Below are 23,969 nucleotides of genomic sequence, written 5' to 3' on the forward strand. Positions count from 1 at the left end.
TACACCGCGCCTTTCATTCTTCATACGGCGAAGCGTCCGCCGGGACGATGGTCCAATGGTATCGCTCGACCGGTCGCGCGACTGCGGACCGCACTCTATCGTTCCACTGCGCTTCAGCCGCCCGGATACGGACATCTTCTCGCGCTAAAGCTTCAGGCGCCCAGTAGGCTCTAACTTCGCCAACAGGCAGGTCGTCGGTCCCCGACGCGATCGCGCGGAATAATTGAAATTCCGGCTCTTCTTCGACCTTGGTCCATCGTGCTAATGGCAGCATGGCCCTCGCTGTTTCAATGACACCCAGACGACCTTCAAGAAAATCTGACGCTCTCGCGCGAATCTTTCGGCAATGCTTGCGCCAACGCTGTTCGTTCGTAATTCCTCTAGGGATCTTTATCTCACGATCAATGGTGGAAGGGCCGCTCGATTCAAGCAAGGGACTGAGGACTTGCAGGACATCAGCTATGCCGATAAGCCTTGTACCCTCCGCTACTTCAATGCGTCGACCAATCCAAAAGGTTTGAGGGTATGCCTCCGGCGACAGAAGCCACACCTCCGCGTGAGCCTGCTGTCCTGTCTCAACGCGCGAAACATCCATGAATTCGTGGTGGGCAGACGACCAGTAATCAGGCTTCACCTTGTAGATTGGTTTGTAACCAGAAATCACGTACTTCGGCGAGCCATCCGTTCTGAGCGCTGTCAGGGCGAAGTTAACAATCAGGTCAGGCGAACGAGGCGGGCGGGTCATGTCTCTGCGTCTGTTCAGTACGAGCGTCTGCCAATTGTCGCCAATCTACGACTGGCTGTCGAACGTCGCATATTGGCCGCTCTGCGTCCCACGACCGGGCACGCCGCTCGCTCCCGGCCCAAGTTTCATGCAATAGGCATAACCGACCCTGAGCGGTCGGTCACCGCTCTAGATATCTCGCAGGAAAGTGGTCGGTCGCCGATAGAGTTCACCGACTGCCGAAACGAAGCGCCAGCGCGTTTCGTAGTACCCGAAGCCAGTATTTAGGCTTAGATCCGATGGAAATTTGATACGAATACAGTCGATCTCGGATAAGGTAAGCCCCATCGAGCAAGACCATTTGACCGGCTACCAAGCGTTGGACTGGATTCCAGTGGTGAGTGAATTCGGCATGGCAGTGCGGACACTTTGGATTCGCACCTGGGCGGAATTGCCCTCCGCAGGGGCACTTCGGCAAAGTGGCTGCAATACGGTCAAGCAGCTCTTGCGTGGGCTCTGACGGATAGACAAGCTCCTTATCTCGTTCGCGGTGTACAACGTTTGAGCAGGTATCGCAATGAAAGTAAGGAAAACTTTCGCTCATGCCACTGGACTGCCACGCAGGCGTCAATCGTGTGCACGACGGACACTTCATTGAGCCTACCCAAGGCGCGTTTGCTGCGTAGTAGACAACCTTCATGACGCTGTACCGGGTTGTAGTGCTTTGGTCATTCTCATTTCCAACCGTTGGATAACTCGCTCAGCCTACCCGAAAGCCGACACTCGTGACTGGCAGAAAAAGCATATCCCGATCCGAGGCGATCCCTCATGCGCACGTCATTACCTTTGCTGAGTAACCGGTAGGTGCATCCAGCGAACTACAACTATGCAAATAAGGACGCCACCGCAGATGATGGCAACCAATGCGAACCACCCTTTCTTCGATGTAGGCAGGTCCAATCCAGGCCCTGCCGCCGCGGCGACGAGTAACAAGACAATGCTCAAGAGACCGATTATTCCCCGACCTAGCCACGAGAACAACGTGGTCGCACGATTGACCAGACTCCCTTCGCGATAGGGACTCTGCGGTCGCCGTCGAAACTCAGGTCTTTTGTTAAACAGCATTTTGACAGTGTTTTATTGATGGTCCGCTGGACGGCGCGCCTTTGTTATCGGCATTAAAAACTAGGCTGATTGCTCGGATTGTCGACGATTCACGCGCTCATCTCGAACGGCCGTCCCTGGCCGGAGAGTCTCACGTGGAGTGCGGGCGATTGTCTCGCGCACGCACCGTCATGCAAAAGGCATAGGTCGACCCGATGCCGACACTCACTAGATTGATGGCTCGCGGGCTGCATACCAACTAGAGCAGCCACAGATCACATCCTCGCGGTGCGGCAGTTCCACGACCAAGTGTCCCATTACGTTGGGGGGGCAATAATTGGTCGCGTTTTGCATATGAGGCGCCGGCCCGAGGAGACTTTCTCCAGTGAGCCGTGGGGTCTGCGCGAATGGCGAAAGCGTCCCGCTCAGGGGCGAGGATGCAGCTTTATCCGGGCCGCCCATTCGTGACCCGGCCAGTTCTGTACGGTTTGCCACCGCCACCTGGCAATACCCAGCTCTGCACTACGGACCATGACCACCGTAACGGCGTCCTGATTGGCTAGCGCAGGCGCCACGGCAAACGCGGCACGGACTATCTCAATGGCCTCTGCCTCCGTTTGCAACGCCGGTGTGGTCACAGCCGCAGTGATAATCGTCTGGGTGGTGGATGACGAGGTGGCTCCCACCCGATGCATGTCCGACACAGAGCTTTGCCGCACACCCGGAACGTCTGCGACCGCCCGCTGAATTTCCTGCAAGCCGGAAAGTGCCTCATCAAACCGGTGCCGCAAAACGGCGCTGCCCACCACCACCAGCGAACCGATAACACCCATCGCAATCCAGTGAGTGCGCCGCACCGGCGCATTCGGACTGGCGTGTGCATCAACACGCACTACGGCTGTGGAGAACGCCATGTCGTGCAACGACCGGCGGCTTGGCTTGTTAAAGACCAGCAGATAAACAAGTACCATTTCCCATAGAAAGACCACCGTTGAATTGGCAATCGCCAGCAACGACGTTCCTTGTCGCATCGCGGGCGTGTCCACGAAACCCATGCCGCCGAGAACAACCGGCACCGCGATGATCGAATATCGCAGCCATGCCTGAATCGGAGTGAGCGGCACCAGGCCATCCGGCGTAATGCTCGTCACCTTAATTTTCAGCAGGTGTTTGCCGAGTGACTGACACCGACCGCTCGTGCCTTCCATGGATATGAAATACAGCGAGCCGAGCGCGAATCCGATCAACCTGGCCCACTCGCCAATACGAGCCAGCCACTCGAAGCTGACCGCAATCACCGCCATTCCGATAAGACCGAGAACGATACCGTCGATTGCGAACGCAGCGGTTCTCCGCCAAAAACCGGCTGGCGCCGCATAGTCGGCGTGGAGTGCGATTACTTCGTTGTGGGTCTCTTCAACCATTGTTTGATTTGAATTTGATTACGGAAAGTTCGTCGTCAGCATGCCGCTGCTTGTATTTCCTAGCGAGCGGACCCACTATCGCCCGATAGGTCATCATCTCACCGGGCACGCTGGACAGCCCGCCGTCACCTGGACATACAGCGATCACACCAGTTCTACGGCAACCGAGCGTGAAACTTAAGAAATCGACCGAACGACTGTTCTCAGAGCGTCTCTCGCGTTGGAATGTCCGGTCGGCGTGTCATGGCCGTTCGCGGCTAATTGATGATGTTTTCGCGTGTCGACGCTGGGTCTTTCGGCTCCCAGTACCCACCGCTACCATGATACGTTTCCGCGTGCAGCCAAAAAGATTCGTTGCAATGCATGCAGCGAAAATGGTACTTGACATGGTCGCCCCACTTGGCTCCCTCTGCGAGGTCGGCAAACGAAACGGAGAGCCGAGGAGTGTCGGGATTTACTTCACCGAGCGTTCCGTCCGCGATGTTCTCCGCGGCGATTTGTATCGCTTTGCGTAGCTCACGAGGATGTCTGATTGCATACCGAACGCAAAGGTCCTTACATTGTGCGCATGCCACACAAGACTCCGTCAGGTTTTCGCTGCGAGTTGCAGAAAGATCGGCTGGTATCGGCGAGTGCGGCGAACAGGATTGTCCACGATCAGGGCGGCGGTGTCGAACGGCCGTTTATGGCCGCCCCCCGCCGCACAGGTGGAATTTCTCGCGCCACGGAACAGTACAACGCCGATCGATGATGATCATGGGTAGGCCTCTCGGCCGCGCAAAGAAGGGGCTCACGGGTGCGCCTCCACGCTCACCTGATTAAGGACGACCCCCCACCGGCCCGTGGTCTCGGTCACACGCAGCGTGCCGGTACCCGGCTGCTGAGGCAGGTGCCAGTGCGGGCCGCATACCGTAAGCCGGGCTTGCAAGGCATTGTCGTAGAAGGCTACACCGTAACCACAATTTTTCCAGCCGCTGGTCACCGCGTAGGGTACCAGCGCGATGCGGACCTGTGTGGCTGTCTGGCGCGCCAGCAGGTCGAATGACAGGCCAGCAATCAACCAACCCGAAATCGCGCCGAACGCGATGCTCCCTAGCAGGCGGCTCAGGGGGCCGTCCCCTCTGCGCCACGGCATATCGCGCAATAGGGGAACGGCGGCGACACCACCTGCGAGGCCGCCAGTGATCTGCAGGACGCGCACTATCCGGTATGGCGCGCCGTAGGCGTTGCGTGTGAGCAGCGCCAAGACCAACAGGAGGATCAGCGGACCCAAGCCGACCGCCAGGGTTCCGAGCATGGGCCTCCACGCGCGGCGGGGGGCAGACAGTACGACGGGACGGCGCACCCAGGGCATAGTCGTTAAACGATATATTTTCCCGACGAGGCATACAATCGGACCAGTCCGAAGCAGAGGACTCCAGAAAACTCTCACCTTTATTCAGAGCCTGCAGGGAAAATTGTTGACGATTTCGGTATCAATGTCGAGTGACTGAAACTGGCCGCACTGCACCCTACGACCGGGCACGCCGCTCGCCCGCGACCCAAGCCTGACGCAACAGGCACAACCGATCCGAAGCGGACGGCGCAGCTTCCCCAAATCACCCGCTGTGACGCTGTAGGCGGCGATTATTCAACGCTTCAAGATACGAGCCGGGTATTGGTTGCATCTCGCCTTCCGGTCCTATCACGTGAATCTGCGGATCATTGACGGCAACTTGCAGCCCCGGCGGCAAGGCAAAGAATTTGATCAAATCGGGCCTATCTACGCCCAATTGATAGAGCGAAATTCTGATGAATTGCGCGGGATTCTGAGAACCGTCTTCATCATTCAAATCTGTGAGCGACCAGCCAGAATCTGTTTCATGAGCAGGATCGCGAGTCAGCAGCACGCGACATGCGCTCTTGTATCCGGCGTGCACAACTGCACTTTGCCGTAGCAACGGAAAGTCAGGTTGCAGATCCATGGCGACGCTTTCGACCACGTCTTTCTGATTGCGCAGGTGCATCAGCGTGTTGTTGACGGAGTCGATGAACTTGATCGGAATCTCCTTCATATCGGGTTCCGTGATGCGCAGAGTGTCGGCCGCCCCTGCATCGAGCATCGTTAGCATCCAGCCGATTTGTAGAGTCTCGCCCACGCGGAATCGCTCGCCATCTGCGACACGCTGCTCAAGGAAGCGTAGCAGCCAACTGATGTCCTGAGCGGGGATTGCATCGTTTGCGACCTGGATCTGGAATTCCGGGTGCGCAAACCGCTTGCAATCGACGGTTCTATGAATAGAACAGGTCTGCTGCTGCGCAGCTTGTTTCGAGCCGGTCGATTGAAATAGTGAGCGAAAAAGCATAGTTCACATTCTTGGTTGGCGACGATTGTCGCCGATCTTGGTCACGATGTCGAAGGTCCGCTGTTGGCCGCACTGCGTCCCACGACCGGGCACGCCGCTCGCCCCCGGTCCACGTCTCATGGAACAGGCATAACCGACCCATAGGGGACCCGCAGCCCTCTCAACAACGGCCACTCGGCAATCACCAGGTGGATATTGGACTGCGCCAAAGTCGCTTAAGCCCACGAAACACACACTGGTGCCAGCTTGCAGCATTTGAGTCCGTGTCCGGAGACACTTCATCGGCTACTCGACCCAAAGATGGCGTCCGTCTCACAGCAAAAATCACTGGGTCGCCTCTATAAACTGGCCGCCCTGGTATTTGTAGAAGCGCGAAACATCACTCTTGTCTCCATAAACGTCCCAGCGTACCTGGATGCCTACTGGTGCCTCTTTCCACGAAATTGCCAAATATTCCGACTTTTGATTGGAATCACTTGCCAATTCGAGATCTTTGAGACAACTCTGTACCTGCAAGGCAAAGCGCGGCACCGCAGAACTCCCGTGCAATTCCAGTGCGTAGAGAGTTCCTTCCTCACCCGCACCGCAGTACCCCGAGGGATTGGTACTAGACGACTGATTTACAACGACGAGAATGTATTCCTTCCCGTCTATCAAGCGCGAGTGGTCGGCCGGAAAGCCAATGCTCGAAGACTTCTTAAGGGCTCGACTGAGAGCAGTTGGCACTTGAATGGGCAATATCTTGTGCTTCCCGGCGTCGACCGTAAAAAGGCGGTTCTCTTTCTGTTGCACCAAACGACCACCTTCAAGGTCAATTTGCGCGGGTGGAGGAACTTTCGCAAGTGCGCTGGCGCTACCTACACCTAACGCCACCAGAAAGGTAAATTGTTTAATTCCCGGCAATGTGATCCGCATAGCAAATCCCAGAGTAGAGCCAGACGTGATCTTTATCACGCCCAGCCTTCATTTTCCTGTAAGTTTCTTTGTCGCGTTCGTGCAATTGATCGGAAGTCTGCCCAGCGTTTGCCGAGTTTGACATGTCCCAACCAATGTTTGAGGTGGACGGGTCGCACATGATGTCACCACTGCGGTCCCATGCCTGCGTTTGAGGGTTCCATTCGTAATACTTGCTGCCGTTCCACAACCCGAAAGTCTCGCGTGATAACTGCTCCTGAGTGTACGGATGCGCCTTGAGGAGCACTTTTGCCTTTGCTTGCTTGTCCTGGAACAACGTCACGCCGACCTTAACGTTTTCCTTCCAGTTCCAGACTTGTTCGTAGTTTGGCGCCGGATTAGTCATCTGTGTTAGCCCATAGCCGGAATCGCCCGCGACCACAGGTTCATTGTCAGCGTTAATGAAGTGCTTGAAATGACTCTCCTGATCGATGACCTTGTCGAAACCGATGGTGTCGGGAAGTGTCGACACGAAGGCCACCACGTCTTCTTTGGTGGGATTCTTTCCTAAGACGAACACAGTGCGCCGGAACTCCGAGCCACCCGCCGTGACCTCGACGGACAACTTACCTCCAACGATCTTGTTGTCGAGATTTGCCTGCCATGACTTGTCGTTGCTCGTGAAGGTGCCATTAGCAGTAAATGTCTTTAACTTCTTTCCGCGCTTCGCGCTTTCGCGTAGACCGCTAACCTGCGCATCCCACGCAATGGTCCATTTCCATTGATAGGGCGGAGAGGCATCCGTCTTGATCTCAAAAAAAATCGATGGGAATTTCGGTATCGCGTCGATATAGAACTTATCGCCTGTCGCCGGACGAACCCATTCGCCCGCATCGTTCTGAATCACGACCTTGACAAGCGATTTGTCGTTCGCAGATGTTGTCGATGCATGCTTCACGTGTCGGATGTGATGCTTATGCTTCTTCGGTTGAGTCATTATCGTCCACCAGCTTATAGATGGTTAGAGAAAGGCTCTCTGGCTCGTCCGTATAAACATGCTGAGTCAGTCCTTCACCGTCGCTGTACCCGGACCATTTCTTACCGGATTCACTCTCAATCTCGTAACGTGTGTGCGGCAGCGGAGTGGTCTCATCATCGTCGAGCAAACGGAATTGCTCGTGGTAGCGAGACGCCGCACCAGAATTTGGCAATCCGGGCAGCACGTACCCTTGAGCGGTGGGGCCGCTGAATGAATGCTGGCCGCCCTTGATGTCAATCTTGCCGGGTGCGTGAATCTCGATGTTTCCATCCTTGATGCGGATATACGCACCTCCAGATGTCAACAGGATTTCCTGCTTTGCCGCCGCCTCAATGTTATCCGTTACTGAGAGCAGCTTTACAGCTTTTTGAGCAGTGAGTTCGATGTTGTCCGAGTGCGCCTGGACTTCCACCATGCCCTTCGCAGCAAAGAGCTTCATCCCCGCACTCTGCACAAAGAGGCTCAGCCTCTCCGAAACACTTGCAATCAGCGATTTTCCGGTTGCGATATGCGTGCTCTGGCCGCTGACGATATTGGTCTGGGCATCACTCGCGATATGAACAGACTTCTGCGTGGACAGCGCGATGCCTGCCGGGCTACCGAACAGCATGACTGGTCCCTTGAATGCGTTGGCGTTGCCTGTTCCACCGCCCGCCGTTTTTCCGCCCGATGATGAACCGGATACGCTGTTCTGCGTCGCGTCCGTGAACATTTTGAGTGAATCGTAGCCGTCGTTCAGGCTTCCTGCCTGATGTGCCGTGCTGGCGCCTGACATCGCCTCCAGCACGCTTTTCGAATTCACAAGCTGCGAAGTGGAGTCGCGAGCATCGAGCGGCTGGCTGGCCGCGGGGTGGGTGGTGACATAAAGGCCTTGACCCGCGCGCACTGCTCCAAATGCGTCAGACTTCAGGTCAAAGCCGCTGCCCAGGTAACTCCCTCTCGTGTTGCCGGACTGGTCGATGAGGTAACCCAGTTGTAGCTGGGCATTCGTGCTCGACGAGTAAAGTTGAAGCCGGTTCTGGCCCGTCGAGTCGTCAAGCACCATCTGGTTATAGCCGCTGCCCTGATATTCCTTCGATTTGTAGCCGGAGAGTAAGCCGTTGGAATGCCAGTGCGGTTGCGTCTGGCCGTTGTAGACCTTCCCTGTAACCACGGGCCTGTCACAATCGCCGTCAACCCAGTTGATCAGGACTTCTTCGCCGACCCGTGGCACATGCACGCTGCCGTATCCAGCGCCCGTATCGGACATGGCAACCCGCACCCAGCACGACGCTCGATCGTCGCCGTCGTTGAGCCGGTCCCAGTGGAATCGCACCTTGATACGGTTCAACGAGTCGGTGTAGACCTCTTCGCTTGCCGGGCCGACCGCGATCGCCGTTTGCAGATGCATCGCTGGTTTGCGGTGCTCAAGCGGACTGCGGTAGGGCACGATCCTGCGTTGGGCTTCAAACTCAACGAGAAAGAATCCTTCGCTGCCGTCAGCATAAGTGACTTTAAGGCTTTCCTCGGCAGCATAGTCCGTCCGTATCTTCGCCATTTCGCCCTTGAGGCTATGGGGATAGTCTGCGGTCCGACTCGAAACGGGCAGATTGTTTTCGATAAACCACGTGGTTCCGATTGCGGCGAACTGCCGGTTCTGCGCACTGTCGATGGCGTGCCACGGATGATTATCCAGCTCAAACCAGTGGCCCGCATCCATGCGACGCACGCCGCCTGTACCCACAAAGCGCTTGGCGCGGGATTCCCACTCTTCCATGCGGATCTTCGATAGCGCATCGCCTCTAACCTGGTCGCTATAGGTATAGGCTCCGGTGTATTCATACACTTCGGTCTGCTGCGGCAGGTCACCCTGGTTAGGAAGCGTGGAAACGTTCGTGCCCTTCGGATTGGCAGGCGAGGCGGGGCTCTTGTAATCAAAGGTGCGGGTGGTCAGCATTGAGCTTTGCAGCGTGCGCGTGCAGGACCACTGCGCCAATGCATCCGCCTCTCTGCTGATGCCCGCCCGGTAAAACTCAACCGTTTGCGGTGAGAGCGCCGGAAGGTGGTAAATATCGTCTACGACCACGAGCGTGTGCGACTTGCCATCGCTCGCCTGCTCGAAATAGCCGAACAGGCCTTCGCCCTCCATGACGCGATGAACGAAATTCCAGTCGTCTTCATACTGTATGCAAAATGAGCGAGCAGGAAGGGGCTTGCTGAATGCAAAGCGAAAAGCACCTTGAGCCTGCGGATGCATGTTGAAGACATCTGTGAGGATCGCGTCGGCCGGCTTGTCCTGCCAGATTCGTGCATCCTTGCGAAAGCGCAGGAAGTGCATCCATGACGCAAAGGCGATCTGGTAGCTGGTCAACCCGCCGTCCGAGCCGAGCCGGCGTGCGGTGTGTACGTAACCGTGATGAGGCAGGTAGGACTTGTCGCTCTGCTGGATCCACAGCGCTACCGGCTGCGCAATCAGCTTCTTGAGTTCGATGGCGTCGGAGGGCGAAACAACATCGGCCGTGAATTCAAAATGACGGCCAATGCGTGAATAACCCAGGACCCGCTGAGGCAGTAGCAGGTCACTGCCAAGCGGATTATCCAGTTTCAGCAGGCGGTCGCTTTGTAGCAGCCCACCGGTCAACGCCCCGATTAAGTCCCGCGCACCCATACTGCCTCTTCGTGTTGTTCACTGCGCTTAATATGCTCGAGCGGGATTTTACGGGATGCCAGAAAGGTCGGCTAGAAACAATATTCAATAAAATCAGTCCTTGAGACGCATTTCCAATAATTTATATGCGCACCGCATATAGGAAATAATTTTACCAAAGAGTCACCGTTTAGGTGGTAAATCCGGCGACTGCCGGCTCAATGCCTCGGTAAAAATTACTGGGGCCCGCATTGCTAGTCATCCACGCAGCGCCGCTAACGGTCCGTTCTTCGCCAGCGGGAGCCGATCCTACGCTTCGGCTCGACGGATTGCCGCGATTAGTGAACCGGCGGGAATCGTAGAATTGGCGAAAAATCGATCTTCCACAGGACGAGCTCGAACAACTGACCAAAGTTGTCCAAAGACAAGGTCGCGAGGATGGCAACGCCATCCGAATCTAGAAATGCCATCTGGCAAAGGTCATCGCCGAGACGGCGCTCCCCTTATTCTGCGAATCGAACCGAATGCTACCCATTCCGCCATCGCTCAGATCTTCGACCAGGCAGTTCGAGAGCAAATCTCGGAACGAGTTTTCCTGCGAGACCTCATGAAGCATATGCTCAATGAGCGCTCGTTCATCGGGGCCAAGAGCTCTCAGATTCATCGTGGTGGACTGTTGTTGCCAACGCGGCCGACAGCGAAAATTGTTGAAGATCTACGCGCGGATGTCGACTGACCGTTCATGGCGGCGGATTCAACCGGTCGATGCAACACACTACAACCTGCGTGAGCAGCGGAGGTGTTGCAAATGAAACAGCGACCGAGGATCTGGGTGCTGGGGACGAGTTTCCGCACGGGAGAGATGCTATCCGTCTCACCATTTGGAAGCTGCCGACGACGGATTTGATGCTTGAATTGAAGCATGAAGACCGAGAGGTTCCGATTCGTCTCATGCTAACGCTTGCCCCGGCCGAGGGACGGACTACATAGATGGCGGTATCTCCGAATGTCCGCTTTGCGCTTTGCCGAAGGTCCGTTGTGGGTCGCACCCAGCCGCTCGCGAAGCGATGACGTGCTGCCGTTCGATGCAAGACGCATCAGGCAGTAGCCGGGCCAGTAGGCGTCACTCGCAACCATTGTTAGGCGGACGTGTGGATGTCGGCTTCGCGTCCGACAACCGCCATTGACCGCGAGGATGAAAGCTTGCTTCGGCGGGCGCGACACGAACGGCAGGCAATGGCGAGGGCCGGGACAGCTTCTGAGTCCCGTAACCGATCTGCTCAACGGGGCGCGTCACGGAAACAATTGAAAAGGTCCTGGCCGCCACAGCCGTAAGATCTGCCTTTGCACATGCTTATCCCGAGAACCACACGCCATGCCGGCCCACATCATTGCTGCGGCTGCGGTTGGAAAGGCTGAGTGCCATGTGTCGTCCTTCGCTCACGCCTTTGATGGACCGATTTAACCGCTCAACCTGCGCGGAGCGCTCGCTCTAGTGCCGATCGCCTTTCATGCTTTCGGCTTCCATCGCGGCATGCAATTCCTCATACGCCTCAATTGGTTCCATGTCCTGATCGACGAACGCGGCTGCGCGCTCTGCGGCGGTCGACGCGTCGCCCGAGATATCGCTCTGGCTGTCGTCGTCGGTACTTGGCGGCAGCAGCATGTCCTCAAGCATCCCGCGCAGTTCGGGAGTATTCCATGGCTTGCCCAGCTTGGCCTTCCTGTTCACGTAGTGACGGATTTCCGAATCTTGCTCGGCCGTGAGCGGAAGCCCGCGAAAAGTGGGGTCTGCGTTGTGATGGATCATGATGCGCCTCCCGAAGCGGTTTGCGCTTTCAACGCGCAGATGTCAGCGTTGAACGTTACAAGTTACGTGTGTCCACTGGACCACCTGTCCGCGGCCCAGCGATTACGTCCTTTACTTGGCGACAACTTCGTTCGCAGCCGGCGAATGAACCGTGCTGAACGGCTTTGCCGGCACTGACGGCTTCCTGGGCTGCTTGGGCTTTTTCGCTTCGCGAGTGCTGCGTAATTGACTCTTGGCCATGGTATTGCTCCTGGTGCGTTACGTGACAAGTTGGCATTCCCAGCATACGCGCCTAGCTTGGTCCCGGCGTGAAAATCAACTGATGTGGAGTGTCGCCACGCGGAAAGCTGACAGAGTTGGCCGGTTGGGAGTGGCAGCTACAGGAGAAATGTGAAATTCCCTTTCGGGTCGCGCGCTGCCGATGGGTCCCTCGTGAGGCGTGGAAAGCATACGCTCATTGCCAAGGCAGTAACGGCCACTTGCGGAGGTTCGGCACATTCGCGTGGATCACCGACAATCGAGGCGCATTGATTGACCATATTGGTAGTTGCGGTCCTGAACGTCCCGATAAGCAGATTTTGACGAGCGTATGGTGGCGCATGCGTGACTACCTAGCCCAATAGTTGCATAAGCCGTCCAATGGTGACTCATGTTAGGCTCCGATGACGAAAGGGAGGCTTTCATGCACCGAACGATCGCGTACCGCGGCTTCGAGATTCAGGTCGAACTGACTCCGGCTGCTGATGAGGACACCTTTGACGTGACCTTTCAGATAAAAGGCGCCACAAACCTCGAAGTGCTCGGCGCGCGGGGAGGCCGCATCCCGTTGCGCAATGGCCCTTTTACTGAGCGATGGGCCTATCTGGTAGCCGAAATCGCCGGTCAAGCTGCAATCGACGTGTTACTCGGTCCCGTGGACTGATTCCATATTTGTTTCCCGACCCAATGCACTCAGCGCTCGTGATGTTGATGTTGAGTACGGTCATTAGTCGAGCATCAGGTCCGTAAGCAGCAAAAGCGGTTGTCAGGAGCACAGCGAGACACCGATGATACTCAGCGGGCGATTCATGCATCGTTTCATTTTATGTGCGCCTCTGTCCGTGTAGACCGGATTCAGACAGAGCTATTCCTGGGCCCCGTCTTGCGCATCAGCACCGAATATCGACTCGATAGTCTCCAGCAGTTTGACGCATGCGCCGCGAATTGGCCATTCGAGAACGCCTCGTCCTCAGTAAGCGCTAGTAATCGGCTGGCGTCTCCACCAGTTTCCCGATCAGGCGCAGAAGTTCGCTATGCTCCGGCCCTTCGCCATCTCGAACAAGGAAGTCGCCAATTGAGATGTCTGACGGCCGGCCACCTGACGAGAGGTTGGGCTCATGTCGGACGAAAACCCGGCCAGAATCGTATTCGTGGACGAGCGACCAACGGTCACCGTTCGCGCTCCGATAAAGCTCTCGCGCCTTTTGAGTCATGGCCCTCTCCTGTTCGCGGCTAAGCATACGGCAGCCGGGACGTCGCTGACAGGGTGTCAACGTGGTTTTATACAAAGGTGTCAGAAGTTCTCCCCGGTGGCCGACGATTACAAGGTCGACCACAACACCGGTCTAGTGAGCGAGCGTCTCAAGCAGGCGCAACAGAGGGCCTGGCGCGGCGCCTTTCTGGCAGTATGCATCGAAGCCCGCACCGACGCCCGACCGACGCGTGGTAGGTTCATCCAAGGCAGTAAAAGCTACAATGCTCGTTTGCCGCGTCAGATCTTCCGCGCGCAGGCGTCGCGCAACCGCGTACCCGTCCATCTCAGGCATGTTGATGTCCAACAACGCGATTTGGGGGATCCACGACCTGACGGTTTCCAGTGCGGCCAGACCATCAAGCACAAATCGAACCTCGTATCCTGCCTCCGTGAGCGAGGCGGAAACGGCCTCGGCACCGGGACCGTAATCATCCACGACCAGAACGCGACGCACGCAGTCGTCGGGGGGGGAGGTTGCGCACTGTCCAGCGCGCGGTTTCAAGTTGCGACGGCATTCAAAGCGGGCATGGTTGATGCATTGAGCTCAATAGGGTCGACAACGTGACCATTGAGCTGGCCGCGTCGCCTCTAATGCCATAGAGGAAATAGCAACTCGCGTACCCAATGGAGGTCAAATGAGCCTGACGGACTTCATTGAAACCGATCTGGAGGGACTGATAGACGACTGGGCCACATACGCCCTTGCGATCAGCCATGAGGGCACTCACCTGTCCGAGAGCCAGTTACGTGATTCAGCCGCCCAAATCCTGGCAGGCATTGCGGCCGATATGCGCAGCATGCAAAGTGCGGCGCAGCAGGAAGCCAAGTCGCGTCATAGTGGAGGCAGCTCGGAATCCGGGTTCGATCAAGTGGCTTATCTGCACGCGGAAGAGCGCCTTGCACACGGATTCGGGATCAACGACGTGGTGGCGGAGTTCCGTGCGCTGCGCGCCACAGTGCTGCGCCGCTGGCAGATAAATTCGCCCGGCGGTGCCGAGGCTTTTCAGGAAATGATCCGGTTCAATGAGGCCATTGATCAGATGCTCAGCGAATCGGTACGGCGGTATGCGCAACAGACGAGGCGCATTGGGGACCTTTTTGCCGGCGTGCTTGCACACGACCTGCGCTCACCCCTTGGCGCGATCCTGAACTCAGCGCAACTTCTGCTGCATGACAACGAATTGTCTCCAACCAGTCTGAGAGCTGCGGCGAACGTACAACGCAGCTCAATGCGCATGAAAGAGATGATTGACGACCTTCTCGTTTTCACACGCGGCAGGCTGGGTGGCATGTTGCCGGTCAGTATCTCTCCACAGGATATGGGGCGCATCTGCAGCGATGCGGTGGATGAGGTGCGCGCCTCCTACCCCAACGCAGTCATTCGGCCGCGTTTCGCAGGCGACCTGCGAGGCACGTGGGATGGAACCCGTATCGGGCAACTGGTCGTCAACCTGCTGGTGAACGGCGTGCGCTATGGATCGGGCGAGGTGGCCGTCGAAGCTGCCGGTCACGATGGACACGTGACTGTCGTTGTCTCGAACGAAGGCAATCCGATACCGGAAAGCGCCCTGCCTACGCTGTTTGATCCGATGACAAGGGCGAGCCTTCACAATCGGGAGGGGACTGCTGCAGGCATGGGCCTTGGCCTCTACATCTGCAGGCGCATTGCCACAGCGCATGACGGAACTATCGGTGTTGAATCGACCGAGCACGGGACAAGCTTCACCGTCTGTATCCCGAGGTCGCCAGCGGTTTCCGGTTGATCTATTTATCGCTGGCCGCTCGGGAACAGCTCGGTGGTGACCGCTCCTTATGCGAAAGCCGCCATCGTTGTGACGCGAGTTCGGACGGCCGTTGTGGGTCGAGGCTGTGTGGAAACGCGAAACACGGAGTCCGCGGGCGCATATTCCATGCTGCCTTCTCGCAACCCATCGGTAGACCAGGAATGCTGGCGTAATTTCGATGCCTCGCTGCAGACCACGCCAGCTTATACGAGGAACCTTGGGTGCTTCACGCACCCACCAGCCTCATGGTATCGCTATTACGCGCTTGAGGTTGTATGCCAGCACATGCAGGCTCATTTCGGTACTCACATTGGCAAACCGGCGAGTCAGGAAGTGCGTGTAGCCCATCCAGTGTTTGAACGTCCCAAACACGTGCTCAACAGTCCGCCTTCGCGTTGTCATCGCATTCGGCATTCTGTCCAGTCTTCGCTGCGCGGCTTCTAGTACCGACTCGTGTTCCCAGCGCGTAATCCGCCGGCAATCGCTTGGCGTACATCGCGGCTTCATTGTGCAACCAATGCATGCACTGCTCCAATAGCGGCGCAGATACATGCCATGTTCCAGACCAGTAAAGCGGTAAATTGCGCGTTGCCCGGCCGGGACTCCCATGATCTCCTCGCGCCGTTCGAAAGAAGCAGCCGAAGTTTCCCTCGGAAATAAATTGCGACTGGTTGCAATGGCGAGCGCGGCGGTTTGTTTCGTCGGATATGCTCATTTGAATTGGTATAGGTAGCCGATCTTGAACGTTGGAATGTACCGTCTTCCCACGATCGGGCTGTCAGTAATACCACTGCTGAGGTGTGATACGCCTACATCGAAACTTACCATTTGATGGGACGTGAAACTGTAGTTGACCTGCGTGCCGATCGACGAGTTGTAGGCGGCCTTACCTGCGTATTCGGGGCGTCCCACCCGGACCTCGGACGGTCGCACGCCATAATAGTAATTGACGTATTTGCTGCTCAGCCAATCGAAGCCCGCGTGCGGTTCTATCGACCAGTGCCCGAGGTCGAACGACTTACTGTATTGAAGGTCGACCATCTGCCCCTTGTTGCCCCCAAGCAGATAGTCAGCTGACAGTGTACCGAACGCGGTTTTCCATGCGAGTGCCGGACCGTACCAGAATGTACCGTTTCGATCCTCCATTCCATTAAGGATCGGCGCGTCGGAACCCTTGTAGCCACCGAAGACGTCGAACTTGCCGCGCAGCGTGAAGGTCACGTTGCTCCACTTACCGACCTTAAAATCGACATTGGTGCCGAAGGCGTGCAGCCATTTGTTATCGAAGGAAATCAGCGGAATCGGTGCGACGCGAGTACTGTCTCCCCTATAGGGCGACGACTCGATTCCTACTGCGGCACCCAGACCCCAATGTGTCACGTTCGTCGCGTTGCTGAGTACGGTGAAGCCGCTGTCTTCCGCTTCGGGTGGCTCCGCGCTGACACCATTTGCCCACGCCGCGCCTGAAGACAGAAAGGCTGATGCGATAGCCAACAGCAACAGTCGTTTACGCAAGATCGTTTTTCTCATTGTCATTCCTCAAGTGGATTGCCAAGACGGAAGCGACTGTAGGACGGGCCGACTTACTCATCACTTACTAGACGAAAGATGTTGACTGCGCGAGCAGGCGCTCCGGTCAGAACACGGAAGCCGAGTGATAGAACGACCAATGAAAAGTGCGAACGTGGATTTGCCGGACCCCTGGGGAGGAGGCGATAAAAAAGGCGATGAGAAAGATAGAAACGCCAACGATGGTCATCGCTTTGCGGCAGTCAACTTGAATCCGCCCCGCACGAGGAATCGATATTTAAGCGTGGTGCTGTAGTCCGGCCGTTCCATTCGCTACACAAGAGCCGCGGGGTGCTTGGCGTACCCCGCGACATAACGCTCTGCCGACCCGCGTGCGAGTGGTTCGTTTTGATCCACAGCGGGTACGAGCTTGATTGGCCCGTACACTGGCAACCGGCCAGTCGGAATCGACGTCAGGATTGCCGGTGTCGTCACGATGCGCGACGGCGCCTGCTTCACGCCGCGCAATAGCTCAAGCGGCCGGAGTCCTGCCGTGTTCCGTGCCATGCGCAATCTGCAAAGCACCGTTTCCAATTGCGAAAGACGTCCTCGGTGAAAATGCGAAAAAAAACGGGTAATAAGGCGCGTTCTGCGATCCGTATCGGCCGCTAGCATTTCCGGTAACGGGTATACAGAAGGCAGACAATGTGTCTCGTGGCCAGCCGTAATTCCGGAAAAATGAAAAACCATCCAAGCAGTGTCTCAAGCTGGCCAGCGTTATCTGTACGTGATCGCCCGGAATGGTATTTGCCAGTGCACCCGGGCCACGACTGACTTCGTAACCAATTCGTAGGCAAGAATGAACAGGAGCCGCTGAACGGCAGTCCGTTTTATCGTCTCGTTCCTATTGCCTTGCGCGGGCGATGAAGATTCGTGACCCGGCACGGTAAAGATCGTGTGTCGGCCTTTCCTGTATACGTGCGAGTCAGTCTGTACAGCGCCTTCCATGCAACTCCAAATGCAGCTGAACGAGCCAGGCACAACGACAGTCATCCGGGACGTAGACCGCGTGGTCGGCTTCATTTTCCGGCCCGACCTTCCTCGCACGAACTGCGGCATCGAAAGCGCGTCTGGCGCCCCATCTGAACATCGCCATGATGACCAGAGTGACGGCAGCAGTGCATGCCTGCCACCACCAGTCCGGCATACCGTCACCAAGGAGGTCAGATATCGCCGCAAATCCGAAGCACGGGACCATGGCAATACTTGTCGATATCGAGAGAAGCGCAACATTCGCACGTATCGTCGTCAGGGTGCTGCCTTTCATGGATTGAAGCTTAGGGAGTAGTTGACGCGCATTGTTGCCAGGAATCGCTTACCGGATACTTACCGATCAGTCAACGTAAGTGGCCTCCTTTGGTAACTTCGACAGGCGGTGGGATGCCCGTTGTCCGCAGGCGTATTCGAGCATCCATCGCATCATTCCAGCGCGCCTCTTGTTTGGACGACCGGACCGGCGTGAGCGAATACTCGTCAAGCATCACTTGAGCAAGTTGCGACGCCGAGCCAAGCAGATCAGCGCGGCAACCGGTGAAGCATTTTTCCTGCTCTCGATGTCGGCCACTGCCCAATGCGGTCGGCAGAAACTGGCTCGACTCGGACGGTTGCCCTGGTCACCCGCCATAACAGCCTCGAATGTGCCGAATGCCACGCGGTCATCTCCGCACCACTCGTCTAGTGCTGAGCGCCAGCAACGATGCCTGAAAGCAGCGAAAATGCGATTGCCAAAAAGGCGGGGAAAAAACGCAATCTTGAAACTGTTCGAATCCGCGTTTTACCTGGCGCCATTACCCCGCACCGTTACGCCGGTTTCCAGCGGAATTCGCTCATAACCAAACGGTGAATCGGGTCCCAATCGAAAGAGAGCGCACTGTCAACCGCCAGTCATGCGCCAGCGCAATTTCCTTGCATATTGCCAGCCCCAAACCAGCGCCATCATGACTTGCATCGGGGGCACGCCAAAACCGCTCGAACAGAAACGGAAGATAGTCCACCCGTATGCCTGGACCCTCATCACATATCTCGATCGATACCCCGTTGATCGTTACCAACACAGTGCCATTGGCTGGCGACGCATTGATCGCATTTTCGACAACGTTCTTGATGAGGATAAACAACGCGCTTTTGTCGGCGCGGATTGTCGGTAGCGAGTCAAACTCCTCGATACGCAGCCTCACCTGCTTGCCATCAGCCTTGCGGGCCAGGTACGCGACGACATCCTGCGCAACATTGGCCGTGCTAACTTCGGCGAATTCGAAATTCTGTGTCTCGCTGACTTCGGCAAGATGCAAAAGTTGTCGAACCTGCCGCGACATCAGGTCGATCTCGCGGAATAAAAGGTCCTTTTGCCTGATCTCCGGCTGCAGCTCGATCTGTCCGCGGATCAATGTCAGCGGCGTTTGGAGCTCATGCGCCGCCGCTGCAAGAAATTGCTGCTGGACCTTGAAGCCATTCTCCAGTCGGTCAAGCGCCTTGTTAAATGCGTTGATCAACGGCTTGATCTCGGTCGGAATGCCATTGGCCGAAAGGCGAGTTTTCAGATTTTGAGGCGCTATCTGCGCCGCCGCTTCAGATACATCCCGCAGAGGTTTGAGCACCCGGCCGATGGTAAGGGGCAGTGTCAGGCCAAAAATCACGACCGCAACGAAGAAAATGACCCTGACCGTGGCTGGAATCGGCCTGACCTTTGAACTGACCAGCGTTTCGATGAAACGTGTGCTGGTTGCGGTCTGAACATAGAACACAGATTGTCCCCGCAGCACCTCCTGCGTGGCGACGGAGAACCGCCTTCCATTGATATCCAGGTGGACTGTTTTGCCGACGGCTCGAGAAAGGTCATCGGTCAGCCAGGGGCCATCCTTTTCTGCTCCTGTTGAGGCCAGCTGGACGTGACCCTGGCCGTCCAGCACACGGTATTTGAGCTCGGTAGGCACGACCTCAAACAGCCACGCTTCATTGTCAGGAAGGTCTACAGAACGGGGATGGCCCGCTTTATCGAATCCAATTCCATTCATTACCCTATGGACGTTCTCCGCCATCTCGTGTCGCCCCAGCGTTTGCTCCGGATAGTGATCGAACACATAGATAACCACGCCAGCGAGCGCAGTCAAGCTGAGTGCAAGTGCGACTATCGTCGTTACCCACAGCCGCGCTGACAGACTGCGGATCCAGTGATTGAGCATGAAGCCCCCATTTAGAACGGCTATGCAATGCCGCGAGACGGATTGCAGACGGAATGTTTACATCGTGGGTTCCGAGGGCGATGTGACGCAGTCGACCTTTCGGTTCACGTGTGCGCGCTTGCCGCTGGCGTCCGGATGGAAAACATAACCCCCTTCGCGTATCACTCTTGCGAACGCAAATCAGCGCACCGGTTCTCGTGAGGCCGCGACCAGCGCGAAGCTGACATCGTCGATGTTTCCAGTCCGCACCAAAGCGTCAATGACAGCCAGCGACCGGCGTCACCCGGAGAGTTTCTCGAGGGCAAATCCCGCACCGCGATGATTCACCAGCCGTGTCCTTGCATTGATCGAGGCAAGCTTCTTGCGCAACCGGTGCACGGTCACTTCCAGCGCATTTGGTGTTACGGCATCGCCCAGGCCCCATGCGGCATGCTCCAGTGCCGAGTGCCGAACCGTTCGCCCGGCAGCGTCGATCAGACAAAGCATGATCTGCAGTTCGGCGGGCGCGAGCGTGACCGACAGATCACCGCAGGACATCTCGCGTTGCCGCGGATCCACTGTAACGTCCGCGAATGACGCGTCAAGCGCTCTCAGCACCACTGGCCGGCGCATGAGGGTACGCACCCGCGCAACCAGCTCGCTCATAGCGAATGGTTTGGTCACGTAGTCGTCCGCGCCACTCTCAAGACCGTCCACCCGATCGTGCAAGGCATCGCGCGCGGTCAGTATCAGGCATGGCGTCATCTGACCTGCAGCACGCAGTGCACTCAGGAAGGACAGTCCGTCGCCGTCCGGTAGGCCTCGATCGAGAATCATCACCGAGTAGTCGGCCTTGCGCAGGCCAAAGGTCGCCTCGGAGATGTTGCGAAACTGGTCGACCTCGATTCCCACGCCGGCAAGGGCCTGTCGCACCATATCGGCAAGACGTTCGGAGTCTTCAACGATTGCAACTCGCGACATGAAATGAACTCACTTGAACTGATTGTTCGGCCGAATCTGGTTTCCGGGGTGAATCACTTACTACTCGCGGAGATGACGCTGCCAACTGACGATGCAGCGGCGCCCAGAAAATCTGGGCTGTTGTTGCATTGACCAGGCGTTGAAGCGAGCGTTCAATGACACAGGCCCCGTGATTCGCACTGGTCGCCTTAGGGCAGCAACAGCAGATTTTCCGTATCGGCGTGGCTAGTGGCCACTTCTGCTTCCCCCGCCGCCCGGGAGAGAGTGCAGCCAAAGAGGAACATTTGTCGAACAGGCAAAGGTTTCGCTCACGGAACGTCAGTGTCCAAGGCGGGAGTGACTCTACAGCAACACGACTTACCGGTTCCTTACCGGTTCGAAAATGGTTGCCAACGACGCGTTATCGTGGCGGCTCAGTTGCTGTGTCGCCTGGATGAATGACGTGTCGATCCGTGACTGACAAGTTGAAGTCGCGCAGTAAGAAGAAGATGCCTGTGTTTTTCAGTATCCCCGTGGCCTTGAACGTGCATCTCAGACCCGAGCGCTGACGTCGCCGTCTTTGACCGTTCAATGACGACCAGGCCAAATGTAGAGGGCGACGGTCCCGCGTAATCCGCTCCGGCGAACGGCCGACACCCGGCGCTGCCGGAAGAGAAATGTGTTGGAAACGATGAAGGTTCCTGGCTTGAGAGCCTTGTCGAGAAAATCGCCCAGCTTCGCCATAACGCTCGGCATTAGATAACAGACGATTGCATCGGACTTGTCGAGATCGCTATGAAAGAAATTCCCCCATTTCAGCGACACGTTAGGCAAGTGGTGTGTTCTCAGGCGCGATACGAGATAAGGGAATAACGATATCTCCACGCCCTGAACGGACGCCTCGGGGAATGCTCGCGCCAACGCAATGACGGGCGCGCCCCACCCGCTTCCAAGATCGACGATCAACGCGTGCTTTGGCAGCCGCGCATGCTTGAGCAATGCGACAATGTCGTCCACTTCCGATCTTCTTGATGAAAGCGTCGGCACGCCTGTCAACGCGGTGGAAATCAAAAGGGATGCACCGACGAGCAGGGTCAGGAAAACGGCAAAATATGGAATGAATGAGGCCGCCACGATATTGACTCAGCTGCGAGGCGGGATGTGAGGCAACAACAGGTACGATGCATGTTTGCTACCTGTCACGACAGTGTCCGTTCCACCGTATAGTGCGGGATCGCGATTGGGATGAGCGGCGAAGAACAGCCCGGAATGGCTGTAGTCCGGAAGATCGTAGTCTTTCGCGTGCACGGTGGACGCACCGGGCCCATAGCCGAAGTCCTTCCCCTGGATCGTCAGGGCCACGCGGTACCCCTTGGGAATTACGATGCTCGTCGGCTCCGTGAACTCCACGTCGACCGGATACAATTGGCCAGGAGTCATCGGCGCGGCAGCAAGGTGCGGATGAACCGGCTGCCAGGCAGTGGATTTCGCCAAGTCTACAGCACGGTGCGAGACCCGCAGATAGCCAAGATCGAGCGGTACGTTCGGATCGCTGTTTCCCATGAAAGTGACATCACGGCCGTCGGGATCGAGGAGCCGAACTGCCGCAAAAATGTCCATATCTGCCGTTGAGGAACTGACCCACAGCCGCAAAGCGATTGGACCAGTGAACTCCGTTTCGTTCGTAAATGGCGCGGTCGTAAATGTCAGCCCTTCACCTAACGCCGGCCAGGATTTCGCAGCTGGCGCCGCGGCTTCGAGCGCCGGATCCATCGTCCGGCTCGCTGCGTCCAGGTAGTAGGGCTCCCAGTTCGTATCAGGCAATGGCCACGCCGTCTCGTTTCGCCATGTCGTGCCGTCTGGGCGCCTGACCTGCACGGCGACACGCGGCTCCTGGTCCCAGCCGTTGTCGATGCCTTTCAGGAAATGATCGAAGAAGCGCTTTTGCAGCGCCAGCGCCTCGTCCGAATAGAAGGGCGTCAAGTGGTCGCCGGTCTGGATGCGCAGCCACTTCTGGTTGCTGTCCGCCGCAAGATAACCTCGAGTGCTCCAGTCGGTCCAGTTGGCGACGTCGAGCAACGGCACCGTGATGCGGCGCCCGTCCGGTGTGCGCTCGTGATACCAGGCGTCGTCGAACGGATGTCTGGCGAAGGCTCCGACGGGATCGATGCGGTTGTCCTTCAGACGCTCCTGCGAAAGCGGTAAGCCGGTGTCCTTGCCTCCCCTGATGGAATCGACCAGCGGTGTCCCGGCATTACCGTTCTGGTTAGGCACGACCTGATGTTCCCACCAGAACTCCCACGCCACGTTGAGGATGCCGCCGTAGTAAGCGATCTCGCGATATTGATCGAAGGCGCCTTCCCAGGGAAGGATCGCGGCGAGGCCTTCGGGCTTTAGAGCGGCGACCTGATACTGGTTGATTGCCTGGTACGATGTACCGAGCAGACCGACCTTGCCTGTGCTCCATGGCTGATGCGCGGCCCAGGTAATCAGCGTTGCGTAGTCTCGCGTTTCGCGCGGCGAAAAAGGATCGAGAACACCTGGCGATGCGCCGGCGCCCCGCACGTCGGCGTGGATAACGACATAGCCATTCGGAATCCAGCGCTCCGGATCGGGAGCCTCGAACCGGATATATCGGCAAGACGACTTTTTGCACAGGTCCGGATACTTCGCGATGAGCTTGGTCCACGACGTCTTGTACGCGGGCGCATCGGCCATGCTGGTGTCTTTGCCATAAGGGCCCATCAGCATCAGCACCGGATAACGACCGGGCTTGTCCGGTCGATAGATGTTGATGCTCAGCTTTGCGCCATCGTTCATGGCCACAGGGACGTCATGCTCGAAGAGCATCCCCGGCACGCCGCTGTCGACACGCTCAGCCTGTGCCGACTGCGCGAACGCGATGAAAAGAGCCGCGGCTAGCGGCGCCACTCTGGTCAAACGCATCGGAACTACTCCTGGTTGTTGTGGAGCCCGTTTCGGCGGCCCGTCGTTTGCACCTACACGGCAATCAAGG

Annotated in this window: 19 protein-coding genes and 2 pseudogenes; 2 read left to right on the forward strand and 19 right to left on the reverse strand. The window is 57.1% G+C overall.

Features of this window, described 5'->3' with window-relative positions; translation table 11 throughout:
• Positions 1-13: 13 nt before the first annotated feature.
• The 11 genes and pseudogenes from ACOJB8_RS14160 to ACOJB8_RS14210 form a co-directional block, all read right to left on the reverse strand.
• The gene (locus ACOJB8_RS14160) at positions 14-745 is read right to left on the reverse strand and encodes a hypothetical protein (RefSeq protein WP_368729912.1); all 732 of its coding nucleotides are present in this window, start codon (positions 743-745) and stop codon (positions 14-16) included.
• 1,508 nt (positions 746-2,253) lie between these two features.
• Entirely contained in the window at positions 2,254-3,252 is a 999-nt protein-coding gene (locus ACOJB8_RS14165; RefSeq protein WP_342950146.1) for an RDD family protein, read from the reverse strand.
• A 790-nt stretch (positions 3,253-4,042) separates the two neighbouring features.
• Entirely contained in the window at positions 4,043-4,549 is a 507-nt protein-coding gene (locus ACOJB8_RS14170; protein ID WP_342950147.1) for a hypothetical protein, read from the reverse strand.
• Between the two features lie 301 nt (positions 4,550-4,850).
• Complete coding sequence (locus ACOJB8_RS14175) at positions 4,851-5,597, reverse strand: immunity protein Imm33 domain-containing protein (RefSeq protein ID WP_342950148.1); 747 nt, start codon at positions 5,595-5,597, stop codon at positions 4,851-4,853.
• 324 nt (positions 5,598-5,921) lie between these two features.
• Positions 5,922-6,512, reverse strand: coding sequence for a hypothetical protein (locus ACOJB8_RS14180; RefSeq protein WP_342950149.1), 591 nt, complete (start codon positions 6,510-6,512; stop codon positions 5,922-5,924).
• Positions 6,487-7,488 carry a hypothetical protein gene (locus ACOJB8_RS14185; protein ID WP_368690162.1) on the reverse strand — a complete coding sequence of 334 codons (1,002 nt, stop codon included), beginning with the start codon at positions 7,486-7,488 and terminating at the stop codon, positions 6,487-6,489. Before ACOJB8_RS14185 ends, ACOJB8_RS14180 begins: the two co-directional genes overlap by 26 nt.
• Positions 7,466-10,177, reverse strand: a complete 2,712-nt coding sequence (locus ACOJB8_RS14190; RefSeq protein WP_342950151.1) for a type VI secretion system Vgr family protein — start codon at positions 10,175-10,177, stop codon at positions 7,466-7,468. The genes ACOJB8_RS14185 and ACOJB8_RS14190 overlap by 23 nt, the downstream gene beginning before the upstream one ends.
• Positions 10,178-10,494: 317 nt before the next feature.
• Positions 10,495-10,641 (reverse strand): annotated as a pseudogene (locus ACOJB8_RS14195) (DUF6984 family protein); the annotation flags it as partial.
• Positions 10,614-10,820: a DUF6984 family protein gene (locus ACOJB8_RS14200; RefSeq protein WP_428996046.1), complete on the reverse strand. Its 207-nt coding sequence runs from the start codon at positions 10,818-10,820 to the stop codon at positions 10,614-10,616. The pseudogene ACOJB8_RS14195 and the gene ACOJB8_RS14200, both read right to left, overlap by 28 nt.
• Before the next feature lie 828 nt (positions 10,821-11,648).
• A complete protein-coding gene (locus ACOJB8_RS14205; protein ID WP_069262045.1) occupies positions 11,649-11,966 on the reverse strand; it encodes a hypothetical protein in 318 nt (105 codons plus the stop codon).
• A gap of 111 nt (positions 11,967-12,077) precedes the next feature.
• A complete protein-coding gene (locus ACOJB8_RS14210; protein WP_256094484.1) occupies positions 12,078-12,206 on the reverse strand; it encodes a hypothetical protein in 129 nt (42 codons plus the stop codon).
• A 442-nt stretch (positions 12,207-12,648) separates the two neighbouring features.
• On the opposite strand from ACOJB8_RS14210, the gene ACOJB8_RS14215 reads away from it, so the two are divergent.
• Positions 12,649-12,888 carry a hypothetical protein gene (locus ACOJB8_RS14215; protein WP_069262402.1) on the forward strand — a complete coding sequence of 80 codons (240 nt, stop codon included), beginning with the start codon at positions 12,649-12,651 and terminating at the stop codon, positions 12,886-12,888.
• A 316-nt stretch (positions 12,889-13,204) separates the two neighbouring features.
• On the opposite strand, the gene ACOJB8_RS14220 is transcribed toward ACOJB8_RS14215, so the two are convergent.
• Positions 13,205-13,438, reverse strand: a complete 234-nt coding sequence (locus tag ACOJB8_RS14220; protein WP_069262046.1) for a hypothetical protein — start codon at positions 13,436-13,438, stop codon at positions 13,205-13,207.
• Between the two features lie 132 nt (positions 13,439-13,570).
• A complete protein-coding gene (locus ACOJB8_RS14225) occupies positions 13,571-13,933 on the reverse strand; it encodes a response regulator (RefSeq protein WP_475012997.1) in 363 nt (120 codons plus the stop codon).
• Positions 13,934-14,114: 181 nt separating this feature from the next.
• Here ACOJB8_RS14225 and ACOJB8_RS14230 point away from each other — a divergent pair, with 181 nt between their 5' ends.
• Positions 14,115-15,242, forward strand: a complete 1,128-nt coding sequence (locus ACOJB8_RS14230; RefSeq protein ID WP_368729224.1) for an ATP-binding protein — start codon at positions 14,115-14,117, stop codon at positions 15,240-15,242.
• 264 nt (positions 15,243-15,506) lie between these two features.
• On the opposite strand, the pseudogene ACOJB8_RS14235 reads toward ACOJB8_RS14230, so the two are convergent.
• From ACOJB8_RS14235 to ACOJB8_RS14260, 6 genes and pseudogenes are all read right to left on the reverse strand, one after another.
• Positions 15,507-15,863, reverse strand: a pseudogene (locus ACOJB8_RS14235) (transposase); the annotation flags it as partial.
• Positions 15,864-15,974: 111 nt separating this feature from the next.
• Positions 15,975-16,793, reverse strand: coding sequence for a MipA/OmpV family protein (locus tag ACOJB8_RS14240; protein WP_368729223.1), 819 nt, complete (start codon positions 16,791-16,793; stop codon positions 15,975-15,977).
• Between the two features lie 1,865 nt (positions 16,794-18,658).
• Positions 18,659-20,014, reverse strand: a complete 1,356-nt coding sequence (locus tag ACOJB8_RS14245; protein ID WP_475013001.1) for a sensor histidine kinase — start codon at positions 20,012-20,014, stop codon at positions 18,659-18,661.
• 279 nt (positions 20,015-20,293) lie between these two features.
• Positions 20,294-20,974, reverse strand: coding sequence for a response regulator transcription factor (locus ACOJB8_RS14250; protein WP_342950154.1), 681 nt, complete (start codon positions 20,972-20,974; stop codon positions 20,294-20,296).
• Positions 20,975-21,541: 567 nt separating this feature from the next.
• Positions 21,542-22,087, reverse strand: coding sequence for a methyltransferase (locus tag ACOJB8_RS14255; RefSeq protein WP_368617807.1), 546 nt, complete (start codon positions 22,085-22,087; stop codon positions 21,542-21,544).
• A gap of 9 nt (positions 22,088-22,096) precedes the next feature.
• Positions 22,097-23,899, reverse strand: coding sequence for a CocE/NonD family hydrolase (locus tag ACOJB8_RS14260; protein WP_368729221.1), 1,803 nt, complete (start codon positions 23,897-23,899; stop codon positions 22,097-22,099).
• Positions 23,900-23,969: the final 70 nt, after the last annotated feature.

The sequence above is a fragment of the Paraburkholderia sp. BR10141 genome, assembly GCF_056155635.1.

Coding starts and splice junctions, on each gene's coding strand:
- ACOJB8_RS14160 (WP_368729912.1), bottom strand. CDS start 745: ATGACCCGCCCGCCTCGTTCGCCTGACCTGATTGTTAACTTCGCCCTG.
- ACOJB8_RS14165 (WP_342950146.1), bottom strand. CDS start 3,252: ATGGTTGAAGAGACCCACAACGAAGTAATCGCACTCCACGCCGACTAT.
- ACOJB8_RS14170 (WP_342950147.1), bottom strand. CDS start 4,549: ATGCTCGGAACCCTGGCGGTCGGCTTGGGTCCGCTGATCCTCCTGTTG.
- ACOJB8_RS14175 (WP_342950148.1), bottom strand. CDS start 5,597: ATGCTTTTTCGCTCACTATTTCAATCGACCGGCTCGAAACAAGCTGCG.
- ACOJB8_RS14180 (WP_342950149.1), bottom strand. CDS start 6,512: ATGCGGATCACATTGCCGGGAATTAAACAATTTACCTTTCTGGTGGCG.
- ACOJB8_RS14185 (WP_368690162.1), bottom strand. CDS start 7,488: ATGACTCAACCGAAGAAGCATAAGCATCACATCCGACACGTGAAGCAT.
- ACOJB8_RS14190 (WP_342950151.1), bottom strand. CDS start 10,177: ATGGGTGCGCGGGACTTAATCGGGGCGTTGACCGGTGGGCTGCTACAA.
- ACOJB8_RS14200 (WP_428996046.1), bottom strand. CDS start 10,820: ATGAATCTGAGAGCTCTTGGCCCCGATGAACGAGCGCTCATTGAGCAT.
- ACOJB8_RS14205 (WP_069262045.1), bottom strand. CDS start 11,966: ATGATCCATCACAACGCAGACCCCACTTTTCGCGGGCTTCCGCTCACG.
- ACOJB8_RS14210 (WP_256094484.1), bottom strand. CDS start 12,206: ATGGCCAAGAGTCAATTACGCAGCACTCGCGAAGCGAAAAAGCCCAAG.
- ACOJB8_RS14215 (WP_069262402.1), top strand. CDS start 12,649: ATGCACCGAACGATCGCGTACCGCGGCTTCGAGATTCAGGTCGAACTG.
- ACOJB8_RS14220 (WP_069262046.1), bottom strand. CDS start 13,438: ATGACTCAAAAGGCGCGAGAGCTTTATCGGAGCGCGAACGGTGACCGT.
- ACOJB8_RS14230 (WP_368729224.1), top strand. CDS start 14,115: ATGAGCCTGACGGACTTCATTGAAACCGATCTGGAGGGACTGATAGAC.
- ACOJB8_RS14240 (WP_368729223.1), bottom strand. CDS start 16,793: ATGAGAAAAACGATCTTGCGTAAACGACTGTTGCTGTTGGCTATCGCA.
- ACOJB8_RS14245 (WP_475013001.1), bottom strand. CDS start 20,014: ATGCTCAATCACTGGATCCGCAGTCTGTCAGCGCGGCTGTGGGTAACG.
- ACOJB8_RS14250 (WP_342950154.1), bottom strand. CDS start 20,974: ATGTCGCGAGTTGCAATCGTTGAAGACTCCGAACGTCTTGCCGATATG.
- ACOJB8_RS14260 (WP_368729221.1), bottom strand. CDS start 23,899: ATGCGTTTGACCAGAGTGGCGCCGCTAGCCGCGGCTCTTTTCATCGCG.